At 39.4% G+C, this 24,751-nt stretch carries 26 protein-coding genes; 8 read left to right on the forward strand and 18 right to left on the reverse strand.

Going from position 1 to position 24,751, the window contains the following annotated elements; all coding sequences use genetic code 11:
- Positions 1-81 precede the first annotated feature (81 nt).
- The 5 genes from HUV91_RS13590 to HUV91_RS13610 form a co-directional block, all read right to left on the reverse strand.
- Positions 82-486: an ExbD/TolR family protein gene (locus HUV91_RS13590; protein ID WP_130072096.1), complete on the reverse strand. Its 405-nt coding sequence runs from the start codon at positions 484-486 to the stop codon at positions 82-84.
- Positions 486-1,106: a MotA/TolQ/ExbB proton channel family protein gene (locus tag HUV91_RS13595; RefSeq protein ID WP_174493759.1), complete on the reverse strand. Its 621-nt coding sequence runs from the start codon at positions 1,104-1,106 to the stop codon at positions 486-488. The genes HUV91_RS13590 and HUV91_RS13595 overlap by 1 nt, the downstream gene beginning before the upstream one ends.
- A 33-nt stretch (positions 1,107-1,139) precedes the next feature.
- A complete protein-coding gene (locus HUV91_RS13600; protein WP_228721876.1) occupies positions 1,140-2,012 on the reverse strand; it encodes an energy transducer TonB family protein in 873 nt (290 codons plus the stop codon).
- 212 nt (positions 2,013-2,224) lie between these two features.
- On the reverse strand, positions 2,225-3,091 hold the full coding sequence (gene purU / locus HUV91_RS13605; RefSeq protein WP_130072098.1) for a formyltetrahydrofolate deformylase: 867 nt from the start codon (positions 3,089-3,091) through the stop codon (positions 2,225-2,227).
- 85 nt (positions 3,092-3,176) lie between these two features.
- Positions 3,177-3,869, reverse strand: a complete 693-nt coding sequence (locus HUV91_RS13610; protein ID WP_130072099.1) for a TetR/AcrR family transcriptional regulator — start codon at positions 3,867-3,869, stop codon at positions 3,177-3,179.
- Positions 3,870-3,981: 112 nt separating this feature from the next.
- Between HUV91_RS13610 and HUV91_RS13615 the strand changes: the two genes are divergently transcribed.
- The 5 genes from HUV91_RS13615 (at position 3,982) to HUV91_RS13635 (ending at position 8,291) form a co-directional block, all read left to right on the forward strand.
- A complete protein-coding gene (locus HUV91_RS13615) occupies positions 3,982-5,430 on the forward strand; it encodes a coniferyl aldehyde dehydrogenase (protein ID WP_174493760.1) in 1,449 nt (482 codons plus the stop codon).
- Between the two features lie 165 nt (positions 5,431-5,595).
- Positions 5,596-5,832: a 50S ribosomal protein L28 gene (gene rpmB, locus HUV91_RS13620; protein WP_000048256.1), complete on the forward strand. Its 237-nt coding sequence runs from the start codon at positions 5,596-5,598 to the stop codon at positions 5,830-5,832.
- A gap of 12 nt (positions 5,833-5,844) precedes the next feature.
- Positions 5,845-6,000, forward strand: coding sequence for a 50S ribosomal protein L33 (gene rpmG / locus HUV91_RS13625; protein ID WP_003654787.1), 156 nt, complete (start codon positions 5,845-5,847; stop codon positions 5,998-6,000).
- Between the two features lie 162 nt (positions 6,001-6,162).
- Complete coding sequence (locus HUV91_RS13630; protein ID WP_130072101.1) at positions 6,163-7,881, forward strand: cation:proton antiporter; 1,719 nt, start codon at positions 6,163-6,165, stop codon at positions 7,879-7,881.
- A 167-nt stretch (positions 7,882-8,048) separates the two neighbouring features.
- On the forward strand, positions 8,049-8,291 hold the full coding sequence (locus tag HUV91_RS13635; protein ID WP_130072102.1) for a hypothetical protein: 243 nt from the start codon (positions 8,049-8,051) through the stop codon (positions 8,289-8,291).
- 62 nt (positions 8,292-8,353) lie between these two features.
- On the opposite strand, the gene HUV91_RS13640 is transcribed toward HUV91_RS13635, so the two are convergent.
- The 5 genes from HUV91_RS13640 to HUV91_RS13660 form a co-directional block, all read right to left on the reverse strand.
- Positions 8,354-8,632 carry a hypothetical protein gene (locus HUV91_RS13640; protein WP_130072103.1) on the reverse strand — a complete coding sequence of 93 codons (279 nt, stop codon included), beginning with the start codon at positions 8,630-8,632 and terminating at the stop codon, positions 8,354-8,356.
- Between the two features lie 115 nt (positions 8,633-8,747).
- Positions 8,748-9,251, reverse strand: a complete 504-nt coding sequence (locus HUV91_RS13645; protein WP_130072104.1) for a DUF6586 family protein — start codon at positions 9,249-9,251, stop codon at positions 8,748-8,750.
- A gap of 75 nt (positions 9,252-9,326) precedes the next feature.
- Positions 9,327-9,689, reverse strand: a complete 363-nt coding sequence (locus HUV91_RS13650; protein ID WP_174493761.1) for an ASCH domain-containing protein — start codon at positions 9,687-9,689, stop codon at positions 9,327-9,329.
- Between the two features lie 72 nt (positions 9,690-9,761).
- On the reverse strand, positions 9,762-10,013 hold the full coding sequence (locus tag HUV91_RS13655; protein ID WP_174493762.1) for an RNA recognition motif domain-containing protein: 252 nt from the start codon (positions 10,011-10,013) through the stop codon (positions 9,762-9,764).
- 29 nt (positions 10,014-10,042) lie between these two features.
- Positions 10,043-12,034: an ATP-dependent helicase gene (locus HUV91_RS13660; protein ID WP_174493763.1), complete on the reverse strand. Its 1,992-nt coding sequence runs from the start codon at positions 12,032-12,034 to the stop codon at positions 10,043-10,045.
- A 109-nt stretch (positions 12,035-12,143) separates the two neighbouring features.
- Here HUV91_RS13660 and HUV91_RS13665 point away from each other — a divergent pair, with 109 nt between their 5' ends.
- Complete coding sequence (locus tag HUV91_RS13665) at positions 12,144-12,542, forward strand: hypothetical protein (RefSeq protein WP_174493764.1); 399 nt, start codon at positions 12,144-12,146, stop codon at positions 12,540-12,542.
- A gap of 64 nt (positions 12,543-12,606) precedes the next feature.
- On the opposite strand, the gene HUV91_RS13670 is transcribed toward HUV91_RS13665, so the two are convergent.
- The 8 genes from HUV91_RS13670 to HUV91_RS13705 all read right to left on the reverse strand — a co-directional run bounded on the left by HUV91_RS13670 (position 12,607) and on the right by HUV91_RS13705 (position 20,777).
- Complete coding sequence (locus tag HUV91_RS13670; protein ID WP_174493765.1) at positions 12,607-13,743, reverse strand: glycerate kinase; 1,137 nt, start codon at positions 13,741-13,743, stop codon at positions 12,607-12,609.
- A 98-nt stretch (positions 13,744-13,841) separates the two neighbouring features.
- A complete protein-coding gene (locus tag HUV91_RS13675; RefSeq protein WP_174493766.1) occupies positions 13,842-14,405 on the reverse strand; it encodes an HdeD family acid-resistance protein in 564 nt (187 codons plus the stop codon).
- Between the two features lie 264 nt (positions 14,406-14,669).
- Positions 14,670-15,428, reverse strand: coding sequence for a hypothetical protein (locus HUV91_RS13680; RefSeq protein WP_174493767.1), 759 nt, complete (start codon positions 15,426-15,428; stop codon positions 14,670-14,672).
- Positions 15,429-15,731: 303 nt separating this feature from the next.
- The gene (locus HUV91_RS13685; protein ID WP_174493768.1) at positions 15,732-15,974 is read right to left on the reverse strand and encodes a hypothetical protein; all 243 of its coding nucleotides are present in this window, start codon (positions 15,972-15,974) and stop codon (positions 15,732-15,734) included.
- Between the two features lie 122 nt (positions 15,975-16,096).
- A complete protein-coding gene (topA, locus tag HUV91_RS13690; RefSeq protein ID WP_130072112.1) occupies positions 16,097-18,739 on the reverse strand; it encodes a type I DNA topoisomerase in 2,643 nt (880 codons plus the stop codon).
- Between the two features lie 28 nt (positions 18,740-18,767).
- Positions 18,768-19,217: an ammonium transporter gene (locus HUV91_RS13695; RefSeq protein ID WP_130072113.1), complete on the reverse strand. Its 450-nt coding sequence runs from the start codon at positions 19,215-19,217 to the stop codon at positions 18,768-18,770.
- Between the two features lie 188 nt (positions 19,218-19,405).
- Positions 19,406-20,413, reverse strand: a complete 1,008-nt coding sequence (locus HUV91_RS13700; RefSeq protein WP_174493769.1) for a hypothetical protein — start codon at positions 20,411-20,413, stop codon at positions 19,406-19,408.
- A 118-nt stretch (positions 20,414-20,531) separates the two neighbouring features.
- Positions 20,532-20,777 (reverse strand): SlyX family protein, encoded by a 246-nt coding sequence (locus HUV91_RS13705; RefSeq protein WP_174493770.1) that lies wholly within the window; start codon positions 20,775-20,777, stop codon positions 20,532-20,534.
- A gap of 36 nt (positions 20,778-20,813) precedes the next feature.
- Between HUV91_RS13705 and HUV91_RS13710 the strand changes: the two genes are divergently transcribed.
- Together HUV91_RS13710 and HUV91_RS13715 are read left to right on the forward strand one after the other, a co-directional pair.
- On the forward strand, positions 20,814-22,721 hold the full coding sequence (locus HUV91_RS13710) for an ATP-binding cassette domain-containing protein (RefSeq protein ID WP_174493771.1): 1,908 nt from the start codon (positions 20,814-20,816) through the stop codon (positions 22,719-22,721).
- Between the two features lie 337 nt (positions 22,722-23,058).
- The gene (locus HUV91_RS13715) at positions 23,059-24,669 is read left to right on the forward strand and encodes a purine-cytosine permease family protein (protein WP_130072117.1); all 1,611 of its coding nucleotides are present in this window, start codon (positions 23,059-23,061) and stop codon (positions 24,667-24,669) included.
- The last annotated feature ends 82 nt before the right edge of the window (positions 24,670-24,751 follow it).

Consider the following 24,751-nt stretch of genomic DNA (forward strand, 5'->3'; position numbering starts at 1 on the left):
GAAAAACAAATTATGTTAAAAATAAGACATAAAAAAGCGATCTAAAAAGATCGCTTTTTTAAAATTTACACGATATAAAATTTAATTATCACTCATAAAGGCAAGATCGTTCAGTCCGGCTTCACTGGCACGAGACATGACTTGAGCAACAGTATCATAACGAGAATCTTGGTCTGCTCTCAATTGAACCGCAGGTTTTACTGGTTTTGCTGCTTCTTCTTGGAAACGCTTTTCCAATTCAGGCAAACCAATCACCTGATCATTCCAAGCCACTTCACCCTCTTTATTGATGCTAATGGTAATGGCTTCAGGTGGCGGATCCACAATTTCCGCAGTGGTTTTTGGCAAGGTTAATGGTATTGATGGGTTAGCAACGGTTGCAGTCACCAAAAAGATGATCATCAATACCAACATAATGTCGATGAGCGGAATGAGATTCATCTCATTCATGCCAGCATCGTTGTCTTCACCCAACTGAAAAGCCATTAAGCTTGACCTCCAACTAAACTTTTTTGTGTTGCTTGATGTTCAACTTTCGTAGTTGAGTCTTGTTGCAACATGGTATCAATCAATAAACCGTGTGCTTGGTCTTGCAATTCATTTGACAATGTACGGTTGAAACGCACACAAATGTTATATGCCAATACCGCAGGAATTGCGACAGCCAAACCCAAACCTGTCATGATTAAAGCTTCACCAACTGGTGTTGCCACTTGTGCTAAGCCTGCTTGACCACTTTTACCCACAGCGACAAGCGCATGGAAAATCCCCCAAACTGTACCAAACAAACCCACAAATGGTGCGATAGAAGCAATAGTTCCTAGAACCGAAACCCCTTTTTCAGCATTTGACTTTTCAACCGAGATTTGGCGTAACAAGGCTTGTTCAGCAACTGCTTTACGTTGATCAAAACCTAAAGGAGCAAGTTTTGCTTTCAGCTGATTGACCGCTTGCGCAAGATGCGCTTGCGCTTGTTGTTTAAGCTGACGTGTACCCATCAAACGTAAAATGAATACTGTCCATGTGGCAATAGACATCGCCAATAACACGAAATACAGTGTCTTACTGACTGCATCTGCATGTTGCCAATAAACTGAAAAGTTCATATTTGAACTCCTGATAAGGTTAGCCGGTTAAATTTATTGTCCAGAGGTTTTCAGACTTACAGGTAAATCTGCAATCATTGCACGCCCATCACTTGATGGATTCATCCTTGCAAAACGTACAGCACTGCGTACTTCACGATCAAGACTAGGTAAACCACTTGATTTTAAAACAGTCACATTGGTGATTTTACCCGCAGGATTAATCTCTATACGAACAAGTAAAGATCTACTTTGATTTTTAAGCAAGTCATCATCAAAATCAAATGCTGGTGCTTTTTTCCAAGAGATCTCGCCTGCACTCAACTTACGTGGTTGCTGTGCTTCTTGTTGGCGACGTTGTTGCTCTTGCTGTTGTCTTAACTGCTCTTGACGCTGTTGCTCTTGCTGTTGTCTTAACTGATCTTGACGTTGCTGCTCTTGCTGTTGTCTTAACTGATCTTGACGTTGCTGCTCTTGGCGTTGCTGCTCTTGGCGTTGTTGTTCCTGACGCTGTTGCTCTAAACGTTGCTGCTCTTGCTGACGCTGCTCTTGCTCACGTTTAATTTTTTCTTGATCAATCTTGGGTTCTTCCTGTTGAATGGCTTTCTTTTCCACTACAGGTTTTTTCTGGGTAATCAATTTTGGTTTTTCCACGGGCGGTGGCGGTGCTTTTTTCTCAACCACAGGCTTCGGTTCAACCTTCGGCTTGACAGGAGGTGGAGGCGGTGGAATCACCTGTTCTTCTTTGATTTTAACAAATTTTACTTGAATCGGTTTTTTCTCGATGGGTTTTAACTCAGGTGTTTTTAGATGACTCAATGCCCATAATGCCCCCATGTGTCCCACAAGAACGGCAATTACAGCAGCAATGACCTTTTTCTTCATTGGGTTGGGTGCCTGCATGTTAGAAGTGGAAGATTGACTCATACGAATCTAAATACCTAAATCTGAGAAAATCTATATACAAGATAGCTTGTTTAGATTGAACTCATCGGATAGAACAATGAAAGTGCGCCAATAATAAATGAGAAGTGTTTTCATTTGCAACTACTTTTTGGTTGCTTTTAAGCGTTTTATCAAGCAAAAATGTAAAAAAGGATGCACTATGGCATCCTCTCTTGACATCAAAAATCTATATATTATTGAAATACAACTGTTTTGTTCCCATCAACAATAATACGATCTTCTAAATGCCATTTTACTGCACGTGCAAGCACATTACGTTCTACATCTTGTCCAAGTTCACGTAATTGTTCCACCGTAAAATCATGGCTTACACGTTCTACATCTTGTTCAATGATCGGACCTTGGTCTAAATCTGCCGTGACGTAGTGTGCCGTCGCACCAATCAATTTCACCCCTTTCTCATGGGCTTGTTTGTATGGATTTGCTCCGACAAAGGCAGGTAGGAATGAATGGTGAATATTAATGATTTTCATTTCCCATTTTTGTACAAATTCTTCATCCAAAATTTGCATATAACGCGCCAAGATCAATAAATCATTGCCTTGCATCATTTCATCAATTTGTGCATAGGCTTCACGTTTATTTTCTTTATTTACAGGCACGACATGGAATGGAATACCAAAATTTTCCACAGCTTCTCTTAAATCAGGATGATTTGACACAACTTGGGTAATTTCACACGGTAAACCGCCACGCGCATGACGCCATAACAGCTCAAGTAAAGCATGGTCAACTTTTGATACTAAAATCCCCACTTTTTTCAAATCACTGACCAAAGCTAGACGCCAATGCATGCTATAACGCTCTGCTACATTCGTAGCAAACGTCTGTAGCAAAGTTTCACGACGGCTTTGTAGATTTTCTAACTCGAACTCAACACGCATAAAATAACGCCCGCCCTGAGCTTCTGTTGCATATTGATCAAGCGCAGTAATATTTGCTCCTTGATGATACAAAAAGCTCGATACAGCTTGCACAATTCCTGGCTTATCTTCACAAGTAATCAGGAGACGTGCTGTGTTGGCAGTAGTCATGTTCATGTTAATTGATATCACTTATACGTTAATTTGAAAACAGCCGAATATTCTAACGCTTTTTACACAGCTTTCAATCATCGAACGCAATTCAATCATGTTTTAAAGTCGATAAACTCGCAAATAACTCAGAAGAACCAAAACTTTCAAGCAAGCGCTCATAAGTCTCACGACTCTCACCACGCAAATAAGGACCTTCTAAAAACACCATTTGACGCAAAGCTTGCCACATCCATTTTTCATCTAAATGATTAGAATCACTTAAATGTCCTGACATGTATAAAAAATTTGTCCAATTGGTTAATACAATCCAAATATTAATAATCAACGCTTCAATTTCAGAAGCCGTCATTTGCATCAAACCCGCTTCAACAAAAGCATGATAAATTTTTTGCCCTTGTTGCATGACCTTACCTGCGAAACGTGGATAAATTTTTCTAAAGTCAGCATTATTTTCAATCAAATGATAGACATCGCGATGCAAAAAACGATATTCCCAAAGTTGACTACTCAACACTTGGAAATAACGGATTTTATCGTTTGCGTTGACTGTCCGGTCATCAGGCAATGCCAACATCTCTAAGGTTTCTTTTTGATAGCGCTCCATCAACTCTTTGATGATTTCTTGTTTGTTGCGAAAATGATAATACAAATTACCCGGACTGATCCCAAGCTCAGCAGCAATATGATTCGTGGTAATTGAACGTTCGCCACGCTCATTAAAAAGTTGCAAGCTAATCTGCAAAATTCGATCTTTGGTTTTTACCGTTTTAGTATGCGACATCCTAATACCATATTTCAGTGTTAGCTTAGGCTAACATATAAAGTAACTTGACTAATTAGAGCTTTTACTCTAAAAATTATCATAAATCAGCTCCTCTCTAAAGGTGTTCGAGATGAACAGTCAAACAAAAACAAATTCAATGACTTCTTATACCCCTGAAGTTCAACATTTACATGATACGCTTACTCAGCAAAAGCAAGCATATCAACGTTATCCAGTACCTACTGCAAAAGAGCGTATTGAGCGTTTAGCACGCCTTAAAAAAGTGTTACTAAAATATCAAGATCAACTTGCAGAAGCAATTAATCAAGATTATGGTAATCGCTCTATCACCGAAACAAAAATTGGTGAGCTCATCACTTGTTTAGAACAAATCAAATATTATAGTAAAAATATTAGTACATGGATGAAACCATCTAAACGCCATGTGGGTATCATGCATCAACCATCTAAAGCATGGGTACAATATCAACCACTTGGCGTGATCGGGATTATTACACCGTGGAATTATCCATTGCTACTTTCTGTCGGCCCACTGATCTGCGCATTAGCCGCAGGTAACCATGCCATGATCAAAATTTCAAGTTCATCAATGAACCTGGGTTATGTCTTAGAAAATGCCCTTGCTGAAGCTTTTCCACGTGAACTCGTTGCCGTCATTACAGGAGGCGGTGTAATTTCCGATGCTTTTAGTCATTTGGCGTTTGACAAAATAATTTTCACAGGCTCAACCAATGTGGGTAAAACCGTCATGGCAGCTGCCTCAGAGAATTTAGTCCCTGTGATCTTAGAGCTTGGTGGTAAATCCCCTGCAATTGTACATCCATCAACTGAAATCAAAGATGTCGCTCAACGTTTGGCTTTTGGTAAATTATGGAATTCGGGGCAAACTTGTGTTGCACCAGACCATTTATTCTTACCGAAAGGCAAAACTGCTGAATTTGTAGAGCATTATAAAACGATCGTGACAGGCATGTATCCAAACATTGCCAACAATCAAGATTACACCTCGATGATTAATGATAAGCAATATAGACGTGTACTAGGCTATTTAGAGGATGCACAAGCTCAAGGTGCTGAACTGATTGAAATCAATCCTAAAAATGAAGATTTAACGCAAGCACGTAAGATTGCACCTACTTTAGTCACAGGTGTCACTACGGACATGGATATCATGAAAAATGAAATCTTTGGTCCAGTATTGCCAATCATGGAATATGATCAAATCGATGATGTCATCGACTTTATTAATAGCCGTCCACGTCCACTTGCATTATACTATTTCGACTTTGACGATGCGCGAGCACAGTATGTCGCTCAGCGTACCCATTCAGGGCACTTCGGTCAAAATGCGTTATTGACCCATGTCGCGCAAGACGACCTACCGTTCGGAGGCGTTGGTGCATCAGGTATGGGGAAATATCACGGTCCAGAAGGTTTTTTCAGTTTATCGCATGAACGCTCTATGATGTCGATGCCAAAACTCTTTAGCATAAAATTCATCCTACCGCCATTTGGTGGTGCTGTTCATAAAATTCTAGAGAAAACTTTTATCCGCTAAATGATCAAGGCATGATCTATCGTCAAAGATCATGCAGTGTTTTCATCGATTCCGCTTGTCTTTTAAGCGGAATTTTGGTATAAAACGCCCCTTGAAAGAATTCAATCCGTTTTATTTTGACTGGCCATACAGATTTGCTGTTGGCTAAATCAATGGAGTTACACCATGTCTAAGGTTTGCCAAGTTACCGGCAAGCGTCCAGTCGTTGGTAACAACGTCTCACACGCCAACAACAAAACTAAACGCCGGTTCGAGCCGAACCTGCACCACCACCGTTTCTGGTTAGAAAGCGAAAAACGTTTCGTACGTCTTCGTCTAACTACTAAAGGTATGCGTATTATCGACAAATTGGGCATCGAAAAGGTTGTTGCTGACCTACGTGCTCAAGGTCAAAAGATCTAAGGAGTCTGAACCATGCGTGATAAAATTCGCCTAGTTTCTACTGCTGGTACAGGTTATTTCTATACCACAACTAAGAACAAACGTACTATGCCGGAAAAAATGGAAATCAAAAAATTTGATCCAAAAATCCGTCAACACGTAATTTTCAAAGAAGCTAAAATTAAATAATTTTAGTTTTCTAAAAAAACACGGCCCTTTTGGGTCGTTTTTTTTGCTTTTTTTTTATGCAAATTGTTAAAATCCTCACAGTTTTTTATTTTGGCACCCTTTGTGCTTAGTCTGTACATTGGCGTTGTCCTATAACTTTCCCCACCAATTAAGGAGTGTTGAGTGCCACATGATGTAGATTTGATTATTTTACTTGCAGTTGGTTTTGGTATAGCGCTCATTTTCGGCTATATCGCTGCTCGTTTGCGTTTACCTCCCTTGATCGGCTATTTGATTGCCGGAATTATTATTAGTCCAAATACTCCAGGAATCGTCGGAGATATTACCCTTGCCAATCAGCTTGCAGAACTCGGCGTCATGTTCCTGATGTTTGGCGTAGGTATGCATTTTTCTTTAAATGATTTAATTCAAGTTCGACGTATTGCACTGCCCGGTGCGATTTTACAAATTACCGTTGCCACGCTCTTGGGCATGATCGTGTCACACTTTTGGGGATGGAGTTGGGGTTCCTCCTTAGTATTCGGTTTAAGTTTATCCTGTGCCAGTACGGTTGTTCTCCTCAAAGCATTGGGTGATAAAGGCTTACTCAACTCCGTCAATGGTAAAATTGCGGTTGGTTGGCTCTTGGTCGAAGACCTTGTGATGGTGTTAGTTCTGGTTTTATTGCCTGCAACAGCAGTTTTACTCGGGGGACAAGCACTTGCAGGACATGACAGCAATGAAAATATTTGGCTGACCTTAGGCATTACCTTACTCAAGGTATCTGGCTTTATTGCCTTTATGCTTATTATTGGTAAGCGCCTTGTACCAATGATCATGCAATATGTCGCTCGTTTAGGCTCTAGAGAGCTTTTCACCCTGACTGTGGTGGCAGCAGCCGTCTCCATTGCATACGGCTCATACGCTATCTTTGGCGTCTCTATGGCGCTTGGTGCATTCTTTGCGGGAATGGTTGTTAAAGAATCTGACTTTAGCCATCGTGCAGAAGAAGAAACGCTGCCTTTAAGAGAAATTTTCTCGATTTTATTCTTTGTGTCAGTGGGTATGTTGTTTGACCCAAGAATCATTATTGAACAACCTTTACATATTTTAGCGGTGATCGCCATCATTATGATTGGTAAGACTTTGGCTGCTATGGCACTCGTCTTATTTTTCCGTTACCCATTGAATACGGCATTAACTGTGGGTGCAAGTTTGGCACAAATCGGGGAATTTTCTTTTATCCTTGCGACATTAGGCTTGTCTTTAGGTTTGCTTACACCTGAAGCACAAAACTTAATTTTAGCGGGTGCTTTATTCTCCATCACACTCAATTCATTTTTATTCTCAGCCATTGAACCTGTACAAAATTGGATTCGTGAACGTTCACATTTGGCACGTTTACTTGAACGTAGCGGCGATCCATTGGCCATGCTTCCTGATGAAGTGGATCAAGACTATCTGCGTGATCAAGTCGTTATCGTTGGGCATGGTGAAGTTGGACGACGTATTACTAAAACGTTAATGGATGATGGCATCAAAGTCGTCATTGCTGAAGAAAATCGTGAGATTGTGGAAAATCTGCGTGAAAAAGGCATTGCTGCGGTTTCTGGTCATGCCACAGAAGCTGGTGTGTTGATTCAAGCACATATTCAACATGCACGGCTCTTGGTGCTCTCTCCGATGGATATTTTAGATATTCATAAAATTGTTGATACAGCAAAATTATTGAATCCGCAAATTCAAGTTTTGGTCTGTGCTGAAAGTAAAGAAGAGGCGGAAGTGATTCGCCAAGATCAAATTGGCGAAGTATATTATGCCAAAGAGGAAATGGCGAAAAATATGAGCAATCATATTTTAAATCAGATCCAAATTGCGCATCATCACGAACCAACACATTGATTTATTAATAATTTCCAACAGACTATCAAATAGGGTAGTCTGTTTTTGTTTGATTAAAATCATGCTAAACAAAAGTCACATACGTTATAACTTTATAAAATACATTTTACTCTGCACACTTGAACGATAAATGTAATTTAAATATAAAAGATCAATAAGAGGACAACATGTTTTTATTTTATTTTGGGCTACTCATTCTCGTGATTGCTTCGATTGGCTTTCTCATCGCTGCATTCAAAGAAAGCATTTGGTGGGGCTTAGGCTGTTTATTGCTTTCTCCAGTTTCTCTGATTTTTCTCATCATGCATTGGCATCAAGCGAAAAACCCATTTTTTCTACAACTGATTGGCTTAGCCATTATGTGTGTAGGTGGATCCTTTTTTGCACCACAGCCACTAGCAACGCACTAGCCCTTGAAAATGTACGTATAAAAAAACGCACTTCACAGTGCGTTTTTATGAAATTTTTTCATTTAACTCATATATTTCGGCTGCTCATCAAGCACCTCAGCATTCAATTGATTCACTTGATTTTCCATCAAAGCGTACAATGCTGCTTGAATCATGTGTTGAGCAACAATAGGGGTTTGTTCACCAAGCAAAGCTTTCACTTGTTCATTAAACTGAATAGTAACCAGTGGCTCTTGTTCTGAGCCTGCATTACGTAGCGCCAACTCTCCACTTTCAAGTTGTACTAACTCTAAAATCGCTTCTTGATTCCCAAATAACTCTTTTAACTGTTCAATAGACATATCAATCACCCTCCATGCTCAACATGGGGCAAAATACTGTATGTACTTTGCATCTTGTAGATATTGGTATATTGTCATTCAATTGATGAATTTCAAGTGAATTCAAGTAAAAAGATCAGAATTCCACCATTTCATTACGAAAACCATCAATCAGTTGGGTTAAATCACGATGCCACTCTCTTAAAATCTTGGTGTCAGGTAACCATGCTTGTGGGGTTTGTGTCACTTTAATAATTAAATTGGATGAGGTTTCATCTTCAGGTTCTGGCGCACTTGGCTCAGGTGCATACTGACATGAGCGATATGCGCGTTTAAGTTCAGCAATAAAACCATTTTTTGCCAGTTGTTGCATCACCACCACCTCTGGTGACACTTGTCCTTTTTCTGCCATCAGTTCTTCGATCGATTTAAGCGTCGGTGCAAAATCATTCAGACGATAGTAACGGACTAATTCCTGTAAAAATGCCAAAACAGCACCATGTAAATGAAAGACTGCTGCTTCACGCTGTGCCTGTGCTTGTTGTACATTTTCAGATTGTTCTGCTTGCATACATGAAAGTCGAGCAAAATACAGTTTTTGATTGGTGCGGTCTGCATGAAAGCGAGCAACTCGTGACATGATTTTATTTCCTAAATTTTGGCAGCATTTATCTGACTAAGATTAAACTTTCTTAGTATCAATGCACAACAAAATTTATAAATGATCCGTATCAATACAATAGATTTTACGCTTTGCAGGTACATCAAATGGCTGTGAAATAGGACGGACATTATTGATGACCCATGCCCAATAACCTTCCGCCCAGTAGCTTGCACAGGCTGCGTCAAATTCGTCTGCTCGCCAAGGATGCACTGATTCAATATCAACGATAGCAACTGCTTTGCCTATTTCTTCAGGATATTCAAATGTTAGAAATTGAGTATTTTCAACAATGACTAAATTTTTCAGAGGTAAATATTCAGGCTGCCATGTGCGTATTTCTAATGTTTTTAAACCTTGAGCAATTTTGCTTGCACTAGGTGCAACGATAGATAAAGCAAGATATGTTTTGGTCATGCATAAGTTCCATCAACTATTTTCAAGCAATAAAAAAGGAGCAAATCAATGCTCCCTCTTCACTGTATAAAATTAAGGTTTAGGCTTTTCTTCCGCAGCTTTCACACGAATCCCCATACCTTTCACTTTAAGGGTGTTTAAACCTTTAATGGCTTTGATCGCTTCACGCCCATTTGGCATTTCAATAAAACCAAAACCTTTAGATTTTTTGGTTTCAGCATCCATCACCACCACAGCTGAATCTACTGCACCATAAGGCTTAAACAATTCAAGTAATTCTGCTTCAGTTACTGAACGCTCTAAATTACGCACTAAAATTTTCATGATCAAACCTTCATTATCTTCACTATAGTTTAATCTAAATCAATACCAAAATCTAAATGAATCGCCTTTCGTTCGATCAAGGCACTTTTCACCGTTTGTTCACGTTGACGATAATGTGTTTCAGTGATGCATAAATTGCGTGTTAAATCATTTAGAAAATAGCTTTCTACTTTACGTCCTTGTTCATCAATTTGGCTCTGTGCCCAGAAACTTAAATTTTGTTTGGTCAAAATCAGTTCATTTTGTGCGCGAGTCAATGCCACATAAAGCACACGACGTTCTTCTTCAACTTCATCGAAATCCCCTTGTGCACGGGCATGTGGATATTGCCCTGCTGACACATTAGCAACATAACATACTTTTTGTTCTGTCCCTTTTGCAGAATGAATGGTAATGAGCGTAACAACATCATCCTGTGACTGACGCTCAATTTCGGAAATAGAGATAGGATCGAGTACATATTCTTCTAAAAATTCACTGAGTTGAGAATGCTTAGATGCCAACTGTTTCACCAGATCAAAATCACCTACGCGTTTATGCCAGTCTTTTTTGGCATAGTTTTCTTCAAGTTGATTAGTGATCGCTTCGACGCCCAATTTGACACAGGCTTCAACTTCGGTTTTTAGCACGGACATTTGCTTCATGATCAGCAAAGTATTTTCAGGAATACGTCCAAACTTTTCCAATTTTTCAGCAATTTTGTCCAGATCAGGATCGGTCAAAAGTTGCTGTGCGAGTTTACTTGCACCGACATCACCCACACCATTCCACAGCGTCAAGAATCGCATCCATGCAATATCATCCAAAGGATTAGCAATCACACGCAGTAAACTGAGTAAATCTTTCACATGCGCAGTTTCGAGCAGCTTCATGCCACCAATAAAACGATACGGCACATTGGCTTGGATAAATGCGGCTTCAATATGACGCGCGGCAAAAGCTGAGCGTACCAAAACCATATGATCATTCCACGCTGCGGCTTCAAGTAAATGACGCTCTTTAATATCAATGGCGATCCATTTTGCCTCATCAAACTCATTTGGAAAAACATGCATGCGTGGTTTGATGCCATCACCCCGATAAGCTTCGAGTTTTTTATCATATTTAATGGCACTTTGATCGAGCAACCAATTGGATAAGTCTAAAATTTCTTGGGTTGAACGATAGTTTTTTTCGAGTTTAAAAATCTGTGCATCAGGCACACGTTCTTTGAAATGGTGAATATTTTCAAAATCTGCGCCACGGAAACCATAAATTGACTGTGCATCATCCCCTACACAAAACAATGAAGTTTTGTCTTTGAGTGGTTCTAGAATTGCCCATTGCAGTGGATTGGTATCTTGCATTTCATCCACCAACATATGCTGACACAAGCTTGCAACATAATCGGTCAAACCTTCGGATTGCGCCAAGCCTGAAGCCACCACTGCCAAAATATCATCATAATCGAGAAAATGACGTGCCTGTTTACGTGTCTCGTACTCTTTCATGATCTCAGCAATTTGATCTTTATATTCTAAAAACTCAGGCAATTGCTTTTCTAAAGCCAAACTGAGTTTTTGACGAGTATTTCGGGCAAATGAATATAGATCACAGAGTTGTTGCGGTTTGGGTAAGGCATTTGGATTCTTTTTATCGTCTTTGCCCCGAATCAAGCGGAACAACATGAGTTGATCATCACGATCAATAATGGAGAATTGTTCCAATCCAAATGCTTTCGGTACACGGCGCAGCAGGTACATACAAAATGTATGAAAGGTTGATGCACGCAGACCTTTAGCAGCATCACCTAAGGCAAGTTCCACACGAGCGACTATTTCACTTGCTGAACGGCGGGTAAAGGTCAAAATCTGAATTTGATTGGCAGGCACACCTTGATCTATAAGATAAGCTGCACGTGCCACGATGGTTTTGGTTTTGCCACAACCTGCCCCCGCAAGGACTAGACTGTGTTTGGTTTCAGTCGTAGCAGCTTGTTTTTGTTGAGGGTTTAATTCATTGATCAGGTTGGCTAAACTCATGTTTACTCATCGTTTTGTGGATGGTGAGTAGTTTAACAGAGCTATAGATAAATTATGTGTCTTTGACTTAGAATCAAGTCTGATAATGTCGTATCAGCACCTCATAAAAATGAAGAAAAATACCATTTACCAGATTTTTAATTTTCAGACTGAAGGTAATTGCTTTTACCAACTCATTCGAACAGAAGGTTTTGATAAAGAAAAAGGGATTAAATTCAACCCTTTCATAAAAGAAGAATACGATTATAAAAGCGAAGTCGTCATGTATCCTCATGATGACTTTGATATTTATCCAAGTTTTGACTTGATTCGTTTTAATAAAATGAACTGTTTAATTCGACTGTATTCCTTACGTTTTGGTGAAAGTTATATTTTAGATCATCAATTTAGCTATGCTGAAGCAATAGACTTACTTAGTCATTTTGGTCATGAACATTTTCATACTGTGAGTAAATTATTACTTAAAAAGTATGGTGTAAAACCTGATGAGTATTGGATAGATGAATAAGTACGAGATTCCTCAAGGGAATTTCCCTCCCTTTGGGAGGGACTAAGGGAGGGGAAAAGTAAATTTAACGACCAATCAACCTCACCACATTTTCACAACATCTTTCCAAATTCTTCTCACCATTTTTTAAAGCCGTTGGTAAATCACATGCACCATCGACAATGCCGAAAATCGCAGTAAAACCTTCGTCATAAAGTTCTTCAACACCCTGCCCGACATAGCCTGCAAAAGCAATCACAGGCTTATTTAAACGCTTCGCCACTTGTGCCACACCATACGGAGTTTTGCCAAACTTGGTTTGAAAATCAATCCCGCCCTCACCTGTAAATACATAATCCGCTTGTGCAATTTTTTCAGCAAGTTGGGTTTCTTCAACCACGATTTCCACGCCTGAACGGATGGTTGCCCCTGCAAACGCCATTAAGCCAAAACCCAACCCACCTGCTGCACCTGCACCTTGAACATGAGCAAAATCCAAACCAAGTTGCTTTTTCACCAAATCGGCAAAATAACTTAGATTTTGATCCAAAATCTTGACCATTTCAGAGCTTGCGCCTTTCTGAGGTGCAAAGACATAAGATGCGCCACTTTCTCCACACAATGGATTATTCACATCACTCGCAATAATGATTTCAGTCTGTTTTAAACGAGTATCTAGTTGTGAAAGATCAATACCTTGGATTTGATTAAGCTGACCACCACCCACCGCAACAGGCTGACCATTTACATCCAAAAACCTTGCACCCAACGCCTGTGCCATACCTGTACCCGAATCATTGGTGACGCTCCCACCTAAACCAATAATAATTTTGGAAACCCCAAAATCCAATGCAGCCTTAATCATTTCCCCTGTGCCTAAAGTTGAAGTGAGCATCGGATTTCGTTGTGATTGTTCAAGCAGATGAATGCCGTTGGCAAGTGCCATTTCAATCACTGCAGTTTGGTCATGTTCAATCAAGCCAAAATAGCTTTTCACTTTTTGATGAATCAGCGGTCCTGAAACCTCAATTTCGACTTTTCGCCCCTTCCTCGCAGAAATAAGCGCATCGACTGTGCCCTCACCACCATCCGCCATAGGCACATGTATGAAAGTGGCATCGGGTATGACTTTTTCAATACCACGTTGCATCGCTAAACATGCTTGTTCAGCTGTCATACTTTCTTTAAATGAGTCAGGAGCAAGGAGAAAGGTTTTAAACATTAGATTCTTTGTGTAACTTTTATAGATATTTATTGCAGAATAACACAAGTGATCACACTAAAAAGAGCGCACGAAGCGCTCTTTTGCAAATGAACTTTTCAATGACTCGCAGGTGGAATCTTTTTAATTGCTGCTGCAAAAGTTAGATAATTCACCCCTTGAAATAGAATATCTACCCCTAAAAATAGCCCTAGCACCCAAAATGGTGAATCAGGAGAAGCCAAAATAATCGCACCTGTAACTAAAGTTAAAATCCCTGAAAAGAGTGTCCACCCCCAACCAGACATAGGTTTGAGCATAAAGGCATTAAAAATACGAATAAAACCACCAATTAACAAAGCAATTGCAAGTAAATTCGTCAACACTACAGCAGCTTTGATTGGTGAGTTAAACGCATAATAACCTGCGATCAAATATAAAATACCAAACAATGCCCACAGCCATCTAAAGCCACCATCAAATATTTTGAATGCTGCAATTAAGTGAATCACGCCACCGATCATCATCAGCACACCAAAAAGTAAAACAACAGTCAGTGTAGCCATACTTAAAGAAGCAAGTAAAACTAAGCCAAAAATGACCAATAATGCTCCCAATAACAAATACCATTTCCGATTTTCATGCAATTGATGACGGACAATATCATTTCCCACTGTACGCATAGTTCTTCTCGTAGTTGTTATAAAGACTCATTTTATTGTTGAACAAGAAGTTAAATTTGTCTGTATAAAATCTGCATCTTGAGCGAGAACAAAGCATCGCTTTGTTCGAAGCGCAAGACAAACGTAGTGATAAAAAATGCATCGCTTTGTTCGAAGCACAAGACTTGCGTAGCAATAAAAAAATGCATGCTTTATTCGAAGTGCAAGACAAACGTAGTGATAAAAGTAAAAGCTTATCCAGAATTGAAGATAAATGAATAATCTTTACTTAACCCAGCCTATTTCCTGAGCGGTTAAATCACTAATCATGGTATCTTCTAAATTATCAGGGGTTTTGCTTTTCGTTGCGCTCAGTGGAATATAGCCACCCATGATTTCAGCATATTGTTGCGGATATCTTGGATTTTGCTCAGGATGTGCATATCCCAATGGAAAAATCGGCTGTCCTGTGTTCAGGTCATATTTATCCTTTGCACCAAAGGTATGTAAGAGTTCATGTACTAAAACGACTTTATTGCTTTCACTCTGTTTTTTAGAAGCAAATAAATTGACTGAACCAATACGACCTTTTTCAAGTGCTGTTGAGTGTTTTAGAATATGTATATTTTGAGGATCATAATAATTTAAATAAAGTGTGACAGCAGGTGCACCATCACCATTTTCATGTTGTTTCCAAGCATAAAACCTAAACTTTAGACTCCATAGAATACTATTGAGCAGACTTGGATTTTCTGGAACTTTAGGGGGAATATTTTTAAGTTCTCGTCCGAGTTGGAAATAGACTTGAATGGGCTGTCCACGAAATTGTTTCGACTGTTGCATTAAATATAGTTTTGATTCATCTAAATCATCAATCGAAAGCTGCTGAATATAGTGCTCTGTTGCCGTTTGCCCATCCGCATTAATCGGATGAAGTAACACGATAATGGGTTTCGTCCAATCTTGATTCATATCACGCCAAGCATTCACGGCGACAATCAATAAAATGAGTAATAAAATTACAACTCGGATTTTTTTCCACATTTTCAGCACCAATCATTATCGCTTTTATTTGCGATCACCAATCTTTTGTTTTAATAACCATTCTTCAATTTTTTCCACCTGTATTTGAATTTCAGTTTCCAAGTGAGGAGAATTTTCAAATGTCCAGCTTTCATCACACTAATCGCAAGCATTCCAAAGGCTACCCAACCATTCTGGGTAATCAGCAATATTTTCAGGTAACCCCCGTGAAGCACTTAAAAAAGCCACCTCAATGTCCATGATTAGATTGCATATAGATAATGGTAGTATTTGATTATCTAAATACTCTTTCAATTTTCCTAATCAATATTTAGCTGTATATATTTCAGCTAAAACACTGCTTTGAGTAAAGTTTGAATCTATCTTTTTAACTAATTCAACGAACAAATTTTCACTATCATTTAAATTAGAATCTAAAAGCGCAAAATATTCTTTATGCAATGTAACATTTTGATTTTCAATATATTCACTTGCCCACTGATTAATCTGTTGAGCATTCACCCGATCAAACCACAACACTATAAGCATTTCTATTGCAGTTTTCATATTACTATTCTCTTAGTTAAAAAATACTTAACTCAAATAATTTTTTACTTAATTTCCAAAATCATATAAAAAATGCCCACCAAAGTGAGCATTTTCTTGAAAAATTTTAATAAAATTAAAAATTAAGCTTCAACCCATTTTCCATCTTGATAAACCAATGACCATTTGGTTTGTTTACCTTCAGGCGTTTCAGAACCAATATATTGCGCTTGGTTTTTACGGCTAAATTTCACCAAAGTTGGATGACCATCTGGATCTTGATCAGGTGCTTGTAAGATAAATTGGTACTTTGGATCAATCTGATCTGCAACTGTACGCAACTCAGCAACTTTAGGTGCACGTGTTTCACGAACTTTCGGGAACTTACTTGCTGCTAAGAACAGACCCGCCGCACCATCACGTAATACAAAATAATCATCATGTTTGGTTGAGCGTAAATGTTCCATTTTGATCGGGTCTACACGCGGCGGCGCAGGTTGACCATTTTTTAACATTTTGCGGGTATTGTCACAGCTTGTACATGCGAAATAAGGACCAAAGCGTCCCGTTTTCAGCTGCATTTCGCCATCACATTTATCACAAGGAATAGTTGGCCCATCATATCCTTTGATTTTGAACTCACCTTCTTCGAGTTCATAACCATTACAATCAGGGTTATTACCACAAATATGTAGCTTACGACCACCGTCAATGACATAACTATCCATGGCCGTACCGCAAATTGGGCAGCGTTTTTTCGACATCAAATCTGCAGTTTCAGCACCGTCATCGTCCGACAATGCAGCAAGTGACTCGACTGGGGTTAAATTCAATGTCCCTTTGCAACGCTCTTTCGGTGGTAAGTTATAACCAGAACAGCCAAGGAATACACCTGTTGTCCCTGTACGAATCTGCATTGGGCGTTCACATTCTTTACAATGTACTGCCTCAACTTCAACAGGAAGATTACGGCGCATGCCATTTTCACCCTGTGCAGTCGTCAAACGTTTCTTAAAATCGCCATAGAAACTGTCGAGTAACTCTTTCCAATTACGCTCACCATCGGCAACTTTGTCCAGTTGACCTTCAAGATCAGCAGTAAAAGCATAATTCATTAGATTGTTAAAACTTTCGTCCAAACGATCTGTAACGATTTCACCCATTTTCTCAGCATAAAGGCGGCGATTGTCGAGTTTGACATAACCACGATCTTGAATCGTTGAAATAATCGCAGCATAAGTCGAAGGACGACCAATGCCTTTTTTCTCAAGCTCTTTCACCAAAGATGCTTCGGTAAAACGTGCAGGTGGTTTAGTAAAATGTTGTGATGGATCAAGTTTTTCTAACTTGAGAATTTCACCCACTTTCACCGCAGGAAGTAATACATCATCATCTGATTTATTTTGACCACGAACTTTGGTAAAACCATCAAAAACTAAAGTACGACCTTTGGCTTTAAGTTCTACACCATTGGCATCCACCAGAATCGTTGAAGATAAATATTCAGCAGGGGTCATTTGACATGCGACAAATTGACGCCAAATCAAATCATATAAACGCTGTGCATCACGTTCCGCGCCTGCGAGTTGATCACCTTTTAGTGCCACATTCGATGGACGAATTGCTTCATGAGCTTCTTGTGCACCTGCTTTATTGCCATAACGATTTGGCTTTGCCGGCAAGTATTTCGTACCAAATTCAGCTTCGATATGTGCACGAACCATATTCACTGCGTCATCACTCAAGAATGTTGAGTCAGTACGCATATAGGTGATGTAACCTGCTTCATACAAACGCTGTGCAAGCATCATGGTTTTCTTTACAGAAAAGCCGAGACGTGTACTTGCGGCTTGTTGGAGCGTCGAGGTGATATATGGTGCGCTTGGATTGACCTTCGTTGGTTTATCTTCACGGGCTGAAACTTTATATTCAGCATTATTTAAAATTTTTAATAAAGCATCGGTTTGGGCTTTATTTTGCAATTTTAAAGTTTTACCACCTTGCTTGACGGCTTCTAAGCGAATGTCATCTTTGTGAGACTTAGTATCTGCAAACACTTGCCAATATTCTTCAGGAATAAAAGCACGAATTTCACGTTCACGCTCGACCACCAGTTTCACTGCCACAGACTGTACCCGTCCTGCTGACAAACCACGGGCAATTTTTTCCCATAGCAATGGTGACACCATAAAGCCCACCACACGATCTAAGAAACGGCGGGCTTGTTGTGCATTCACTCGGTTTAAATCAAGGCGTGTCGGCTGTTTAAACGCATCCTGGATCGCATTTTTGGTAATCTCATTAAAAACAACACGATGGTAACGGCTATCGTCCCCCCCGATCACTTCACGTAAATGCCAAGCAATCGCTTCCCCTTCTCTATCCAAATCCGTTGCGAGATAGATTTCGTCAGCATCTTTAGCGAGTTTTTTCAGTTCAGCAACAACATGCTCTTTGCCTGGAAGCACTTCATACTGCGCTTTCCAGTCATGCTCTGGGTCAACCCCCATACGGTTGACCAATGCCGTTTGTGCTTTTTCAGCCTTCTGTGCATCTGTCAATTTGGCACGCGTTACAGGTTTTTTTTCTGTCGTTTTACTTGAACCACCTGTGGGTAAATCACGCACGTGACCTACAGATGACTTTACAATGTAATCTGAACCTAAGTACTTATTAATGGTTTTCGCTTTTGCAGGCGACTCCACAATCACTAAGGCACGTTTCTTGCCTGCATTGGGAGTTTCTGCAGTTGTGCTTTTGGTTGTGGACCGAGGAGCTTGCGCCATAATGAACCGTCTATCCTATTTTTTTAAGTTAAATTTCAGCCAAGGAGAATAAATATGCTTTCATATCTTCTAGCTGGGTTGCTCGAAGGTCTGATTCTTCATCCCAATAGAGTCCCACACAGTTAGCTTGCATATCAATAGCATAAATACCTTTTAATGCAATGGGAAAATCATTAAATTTCGCATCGCCCTGCAACAGTTTAAGTTTTTGATCTTCTACACGTGCACGCATCAAAGGTAGGCGAGCTTCTGGAATTAACACACTATAATACGCCACCATACTGGCACGATTTTCAGTTGCCATTGGGACTTTTGTCCAATCAGGTGCTGCCACCAATCGTGGATGTAATCCCATTTTTCGGGCTTTTTCTCGCATCATACCTAGTGCTTTTTCTCTTGGGCTTACACGCAAACCAAAAATTGAGCCCATGACAAAAACAATAACAATGACCGCTACCCAAAGACCTGTGTGTTCCATAATTCACCTTTTTATTCCTATATTAGATTTGCATAAGCTGAATATAAAACGCAAGTTTGTTTGATAAATTAATTCGCAAATAAAATCGGACTATATGAAATTTGTTTTTTACTATTCACCTGAATAAGCTCATATTTCTTTAATAAATATAAACTTTCTTCATGCGTCCCCCAACACAATTTTAATTTTTAATTCAAATACATCTCATGACTATAAATCACATCATGCCCATTCCAATAAATATAACCTTTTTCAATCAATTCTTTGAGCAATAAACGCACATCTGCTTGTGGAAACATTTTTTCCAACAAATCTCGCAGCGCATAAATATCTTTGGGTTTATTGGTTTTTAATTCATTTAATTTTTGAATTACTTCCCACTGAATTGGATCAATTTTTTCAAAATCTTGATTTAAAAATGTTGTGTCACTTGCTTTATTTTGCTGCTTTTCCAACTCAGAAATCACCTGTTTTGCACCAGCACTGAGTTTTTCTAAAACAGCATCAATTTCTAATACTTTACGCTCTGAAACTCCATTTTTTTGTTCTAAATCAAGTTGTGACCATTGTTTCAACAATTTTTTGCGAAACCAAACTTGCTCATCCTGTTTTTTGACTATTTTTAGATTAATTAACATACCCAATAAATGTTGGGCTTTTTCAGGCACAATCTGCAAACAATTAACAAGGGAATTTTTTAATTTTTCAACCGTATTGGGTTTACCTGTCATTTTTGCGACAACATCACAATATTTTTTAATTAACTGCAAAGCAGGCTTTTTTTGAATCGTTTCAATACTTGGAAGCGTATGTTTTGAGGCTTTGGTGGTACTTTCAGGTTCAACTTGAATGAAATGACAACTCAACTCTGAACTACGCAACATATCAATGAGCATCTGACAAGTTGGCATCGCAGAAATAACTTCAATATGGCTATCTTGCTCAAGTAATGCTAAAAGTTGCCCAACCACCACCGCATATTCATATTCTTTTTCAGTGGTTTCAGGCACATCTAAAATAATAATTTGTCCACTCGTAATCAAGCTTGCCAGCTCTGTCAAATCATCCAATGCAAACTCAATTTTCCCTGCACAATTAAATAGATATAAAGCCGAATAATGCTCCACAATATCCCTTAACATGTTTAATGTTGGCATATTATTTTCGATATCAAGAAGTACGACTTTATTCTGCATAATTCAATGTTAACAAGGAAATGGAAGTCAGCATTACACCGAGCTTTTACACAAAGGTCAAATATATTTTCCGTGCGATCTCACAATTTACAGCGAAAAAACAACCTCAGCCAATATCTTAATAGTGAGGTGGGCGATTGGTCATTGGGTCAAAAGCTGCAACGCCTTCTGATAAATCCGCAGACTCTACACGCTGATAAAGGAGTTTCATTTGTTTCTTTAAATCTGCAATTTCCAAACTTTGTTGTGCCACTTGATCATTTAATTGTTCGACTAAATCATCTAAAAATGTAATTCGGACTTGCAAATCTTCTATGGGTGCGGAAAATGACGCTTGATCATCAAAATTTTTCTGTTTAGTCACTTTTTAGTCCTCACTGTGGGATGTTTAGGAAACATTATGGCCTATATTACTTTAAGGGATGTCCAACTTGCGTTTGGTGGACCTGCCCTGCTCGACGGCGCAAACTTCAGTTTAGAACGTGGCGAACGAGTCTGTTTGATTGGGCGTAACGGTGAAGGTAAGTCTACTTTACTTAAACTGATTGAGGGAAGTTTATTACCTGATGCAGGTGAAGTTTCCTTGCAAAATGGCATCACCATTGCCATGTTGGCGCAAGATGTACCGATGGATTCGGGCAAAGTTGCTGACATCGTTGCTGACGGTTCAGGTCAAGCAGCTTCAGTATTAAAAGCATATCATGAAGCGAGCGATGCTTGTGTACTCGGCGACATGGAAGCCTGTGAACGCATGGGCAATCTACAACATCAAATGGATCAACTCGATGGTTGGTCACTTGAAACCAAAGTCAATGCAATTTTAAGTAAAATGGGCTTAGACCCAGAAGCAGACTTAGCAGATTTATCAGGTGGACGTAAACGCCGTGTGTTATTGGCTCGTGCTTTACTGACCCAGCCTGATGTCCTATTACTCGATGAACCAACTAACCATTTAGACGTTGAAAGTATTGAATGGTTAGAAAAATTTTTGTTGGATCAAAACAATTTAACTTTATTGTTTATTTCGCATGACCGTTCATTTGTTGACAGCATTGCAACCCGTATTGTTGAGCTAGATCGTGGGATTTTACGTAGCTATGAGGGTAACTATTCACGTTATCTTGAGCTAAAAGAACAGCAAATGGAAGCTGAAGATAAGCAAAATGCGCTGTTTGATAAACGTTTAGCTGAAGAAGAAGTGTGGATTCGTCAAGGGATCAAAGCACGTCGTACCCGTAATGAAGGTCGTGTCCGTGCGTTAAAAGCTTTACGTGAAGAATCGAAAGCGCGTCGCTCACAACAAGGTAAAGTCAGTATGGCGACGCAAGAAGCACAACGCTCAGGTAAAGTGGTCTTTGAGATTGAAAATCTCAGCGTTACTTTTGGTGACAATGCACCGATCATCAAAGATTTCTCTGCATTGGTCTTGCGGGGTGATCGTATTGGTTTAGTCGGTGATAATGGTGTGGGTAAAACCACCCTGATTAAAGCCATTTTAGGTGAGCAAGAACATACAGGCAGCGTTAAAACAGGAACACAGCTTGAAGTCGCCTATTTTGACCAACTGCGTAATGCGCTAGATTTAGAAAAATCAGTCAAAGATAACGTATCAGAAGGTTCTGATTTTGTAGATGTGAATGGTGGTCGTCGTCATATCTATAGTTATTTGCAAGACTTTTTATTCTCACCTGAACGTGCCCGTACACCTGTAAAAGCACTGTCTGGTGGTGAACGTAACCGTATTCTTTTGGCTAAGCTTTTACTTAAACCATCCAACCTGATTGTCATGGACGAACCAACCAATGACTTAGATATGGTGACACTTGAGCTACTCGAAGAAATGCTCGGTGGCTATAAAGGTACATTACTTCTCATCTCGCATGACCGTGCCTTTATGGACAATGTCGTGACGTCGACTTGGGTCTTTGATGGTAAAGGCAATATTGATGAATACATCGGTGGTTATCAGGATTATCTTGAACAGCGCCCTGACCAAACCGTTGTGGATCAAAAGAGTGCAGTAAAAAAAGCCGCAGCAAAAGCTGCAGCGGTGGCAGCACAAGCTACGCAACCGAAAAAAGTTAAGTTGAGCTATAAAGACCAACGTGCTTTAGAGCAACTTCCTGCTGAAATGGAAGCTTTGGAAAAGGAACAAGCTGAAATTAACAACCTACTTGCAGATGGTTCATTGTTTGTTTCTGATTCAGATCAAGCCATGAAACTGTCCAATCGCTTAACCGAAATTGATGATTTATTGCTAGAAAAACTTGAGCGTTGGGAAGAACTTGAAGAAATGAGTAAAGGTTAATTTCTATATTTTTTTAGCTGCAAAAACTCCGCCTTTAGTGCGGAGTTTTTGATTCAAGTCCGAATTTTTCAATATGATCAACACGATATTTTCATTTTTTGATGCGCTAAAAATGCTCATAGTATTTTTAAAACATTATTTTCTGTCATTTTTTGTGCATTTATTCAAGTGCATTGATGGATAAAAATAGCGCTTAAATTTATTCCCCTCAATCATCAATAATAAATATTTTATTAAAATTCAAACCTTTAATAAAAATAAAACATCCTTCAAACATTTGGCATCTATTTTGCAAAACACCAGACAAACACAAAATTAAAATACAGGAGTTTTTGCGATGCATAACCCATCTACAACAGATACTTTTGAGGATAAAGCCACTTCCTCAGCTGCAAATGAAACATTAGAAGATTACACATTACGTTATGCACCACATAGTTTTCGTCGTTGGAGCCCTAAAGTTGTTGCCATTACCGCATTAGGCGGCATTGCCTATTTAGCTGATTTTTCAATTGGCGCAAGTATTGGTATGACGTATGGTACAACCAATGCTGTCATGTCGATCCTCTTCGCTGCGATCATTATTTTCCTGACAGGTATTCCACTTGCCTATTATGCTGCTCGCTACAATATTGATTTAGATTTGATTACTCGTGGCGCAGGCTTTGGCTATATGGGTTCAGTGTTAACCAGTATTATTTTTGCGAGTTTTACCTTTATTTTCTTTGCGCTTGAAGGTTCAATCATGGCGCAAGGTTTACTGCTCGGGCTTGGTATTCCGCTCTGGGCTGGTTATCTGATTTCCACAGTGATGGTCATTCCCCTTGTGATTTATGGCATGAAAGCACTGAGTAAATTACAAGTATGGACCACGCCGATTTGGTTAATTTTGATGATTGGACCTGTGGCATATTTAATTCATAAAGAACCGAGTTTAGTCAGCTCTTTTGCCACCTATACAGGTACAAGCGGCTATGCACCTATGGACATGGCAGCGATTATGCTAGGTGCAGGGATTTGTTTGTCGCTGATTATGCAAATTGGTGAGCAAATTGATTATTTGCGCTTTATGCCTGCAAAAACCAAAGAAAACAGTAAATCTTGGTGGATTGCAGTCATCTCAGCAGGTCCAGGTTGGGTCATTTTGGGTGCAATTAAACAAATCATTGGTGCATTTTTAGGTTTTTATTTACTGACAAAAATTCCAGGTGTCAATGCAACTGAGCCTGTACAACAGTTCAATGCCGCTTTCCATGACATGTTACCGGGTTGGTTGGCGCTGTCTTTAGCCGTGATTTTAGTGGTGATTTCACAAATTAAAATTAATGTCACCAATGCTTATTCGGGTTCTTTGGCTTGGACGAGTGCGTATACCCGTATCAGCAAACATTATCCGGGACGCATTGTTTTTGTCATTGTTAATCTTGTCATTGCCCTTGCATTGATGGAAGGCAATATGTTTGCGGTCTTAGGTAAAATTTTAGGTTTCTATTCTAACTTTGCCATTGCTTGGGTGGTTGTAGTTGCAACGGATATTGCCATCAATAAATATGTGCTTAAGCTGTCACCGAAAGAGCCTGAATATCGTCGTGACATGTTGTATAACGTCAACCCTGTTGGAATGGTTTCTTTCCTTGCGGCTGCGGGTCTGTCCATTGCTGCATTCTTTGGCTTGTTTGGGGATTTCCTTGCTGCCTATTCTCCATTGATTGCCTTGGTTGTGGCATTTGTACTGACTCCTGTGATGGGCTTAATCACCCAAGGGAAATATTATATTAAGTCTGAAAATGATGGCATCAAAGAGCCGCGTTATGATGCTGAAGGTACACCTGTTGCGACGGTTTATCATTGTGTATCATGTCATGAAGATTATGAACGTCCTGATATTATGTATTCACATCAACATAATGGCGTGATCTGTTCATTGTGCAAAACCATGGAAAAATAATAAAACTAAAATAAAAATAGTTTGGTTAAATTTAAGGCTTCATTTGAAGCCTTATTTTTTGTGTTTTTTTAAAATAAAGTAC

The organism is Acinetobacter sp. Marseille-Q1623 (assembly GCF_902809895.1).
Taxonomy (GTDB): domain Bacteria; phylum Pseudomonadota; class Gammaproteobacteria; order Pseudomonadales; family Moraxellaceae; genus Acinetobacter; species Acinetobacter piscicola_A.

Coding starts and splice junctions, on each gene's coding strand:
- HUV91_RS13685 (WP_174493768.1), bottom strand. CDS start 15,974: ATGAAAACTGCAATAGAAATGCTTATAGTGTTGTGGTTTGATCGGGTG.
- HUV91_RS13610 (WP_130072099.1), bottom strand. CDS start 3,869: ATGTCGCATACTAAAACGGTAAAAACCAAAGATCGAATTTTGCAGATT.
- HUV91_RS13600 (WP_228721876.1), bottom strand. CDS start 2,012: ATGAGTCAATCTTCCACTTCTAACATGCAGGCACCCAACCCAATGAAG.
- HUV91_RS13695 (WP_130072113.1), bottom strand. CDS start 19,217: ATGGAACACACAGGTCTTTGGGTAGCGGTCATTGTTATTGTTTTTGTC.
- HUV91_RS13715 (WP_130072117.1), top strand. CDS start 23,059: ATGCATAACCCATCTACAACAGATACTTTTGAGGATAAAGCCACTTCC.
- HUV91_RS13680 (WP_174493767.1), bottom strand. CDS start 15,428: ATGTGGAAAAAAATCCGAGTTGTAATTTTATTACTCATTTTATTGATT.
- HUV91_RS13650 (WP_174493761.1), bottom strand. CDS start 9,689: ATGACCAAAACATATCTTGCTTTATCTATCGTTGCACCTAGTGCAAGC.
- HUV91_RS13640 (WP_130072103.1), bottom strand. CDS start 8,632: ATGTCTATTGAACAGTTAAAAGAGTTATTTGGGAATCAAGAAGCGATT.
- HUV91_RS13635 (WP_130072102.1), top strand. CDS start 8,049: ATGTTTTTATTTTATTTTGGGCTACTCATTCTCGTGATTGCTTCGATT.
- HUV91_RS13660 (WP_174493763.1), bottom strand. CDS start 12,034: ATGAGTTTAGCCAACCTGATCAATGAATTAAACCCTCAACAAAAACAA.
- HUV91_RS13595 (WP_174493759.1), bottom strand. CDS start 1,106: ATGAACTTTTCAGTTTATTGGCAACATGCAGATGCAGTCAGTAAGACA.
- HUV91_RS13710 (WP_174493771.1), top strand. CDS start 20,814: ATGGCCTATATTACTTTAAGGGATGTCCAACTTGCGTTTGGTGGACCT.
- topA (WP_130072112.1), bottom strand. CDS start 18,739: ATGGCGCAAGCTCCTCGGTCCACAACCAAAAGCACAACTGCAGAAACT.
- HUV91_RS13590 (WP_130072096.1), bottom strand. CDS start 486: ATGGCTTTTCAGTTGGGTGAAGACAACGATGCTGGCATGAATGAGATG.
- HUV91_RS13670 (WP_174493765.1), bottom strand. CDS start 13,743: ATGTTTAAAACCTTTCTCCTTGCTCCTGACTCATTTAAAGAAAGTATG.
- HUV91_RS13700 (WP_174493769.1), bottom strand. CDS start 20,413: ATGCAGAATAAAGTCGTACTTCTTGATATCGAAAATAATATGCCAACA.
- rpmG (WP_003654787.1), top strand. CDS start 5,845: ATGCGTGATAAAATTCGCCTAGTTTCTACTGCTGGTACAGGTTATTTC.
- HUV91_RS13655 (WP_174493762.1), bottom strand. CDS start 10,013: ATGAAAATTTTAGTGCGTAATTTAGAGCGTTCAGTAACTGAAGCAGAA.
- rpmB (WP_000048256.1), top strand. CDS start 5,596: ATGTCTAAGGTTTGCCAAGTTACCGGCAAGCGTCCAGTCGTTGGTAAC.
- HUV91_RS13615 (WP_174493760.1), top strand. CDS start 3,982: ATGAACAGTCAAACAAAAACAAATTCAATGACTTCTTATACCCCTGAA.
- HUV91_RS13665 (WP_174493764.1), top strand. CDS start 12,144: ATGAAGAAAAATACCATTTACCAGATTTTTAATTTTCAGACTGAAGGT.
- purU (WP_130072098.1), bottom strand. CDS start 3,091: ATGAACATGACTACTGCCAACACAGCACGTCTCCTGATTACTTGTGAA.
- HUV91_RS13675 (WP_174493766.1), bottom strand. CDS start 14,405: ATGCGTACAGTGGGAAATGATATTGTCCGTCATCAATTGCATGAAAAT.
- HUV91_RS13645 (WP_130072104.1), bottom strand. CDS start 9,251: ATGTCACGAGTTGCTCGCTTTCATGCAGACCGCACCAATCAAAAACTG.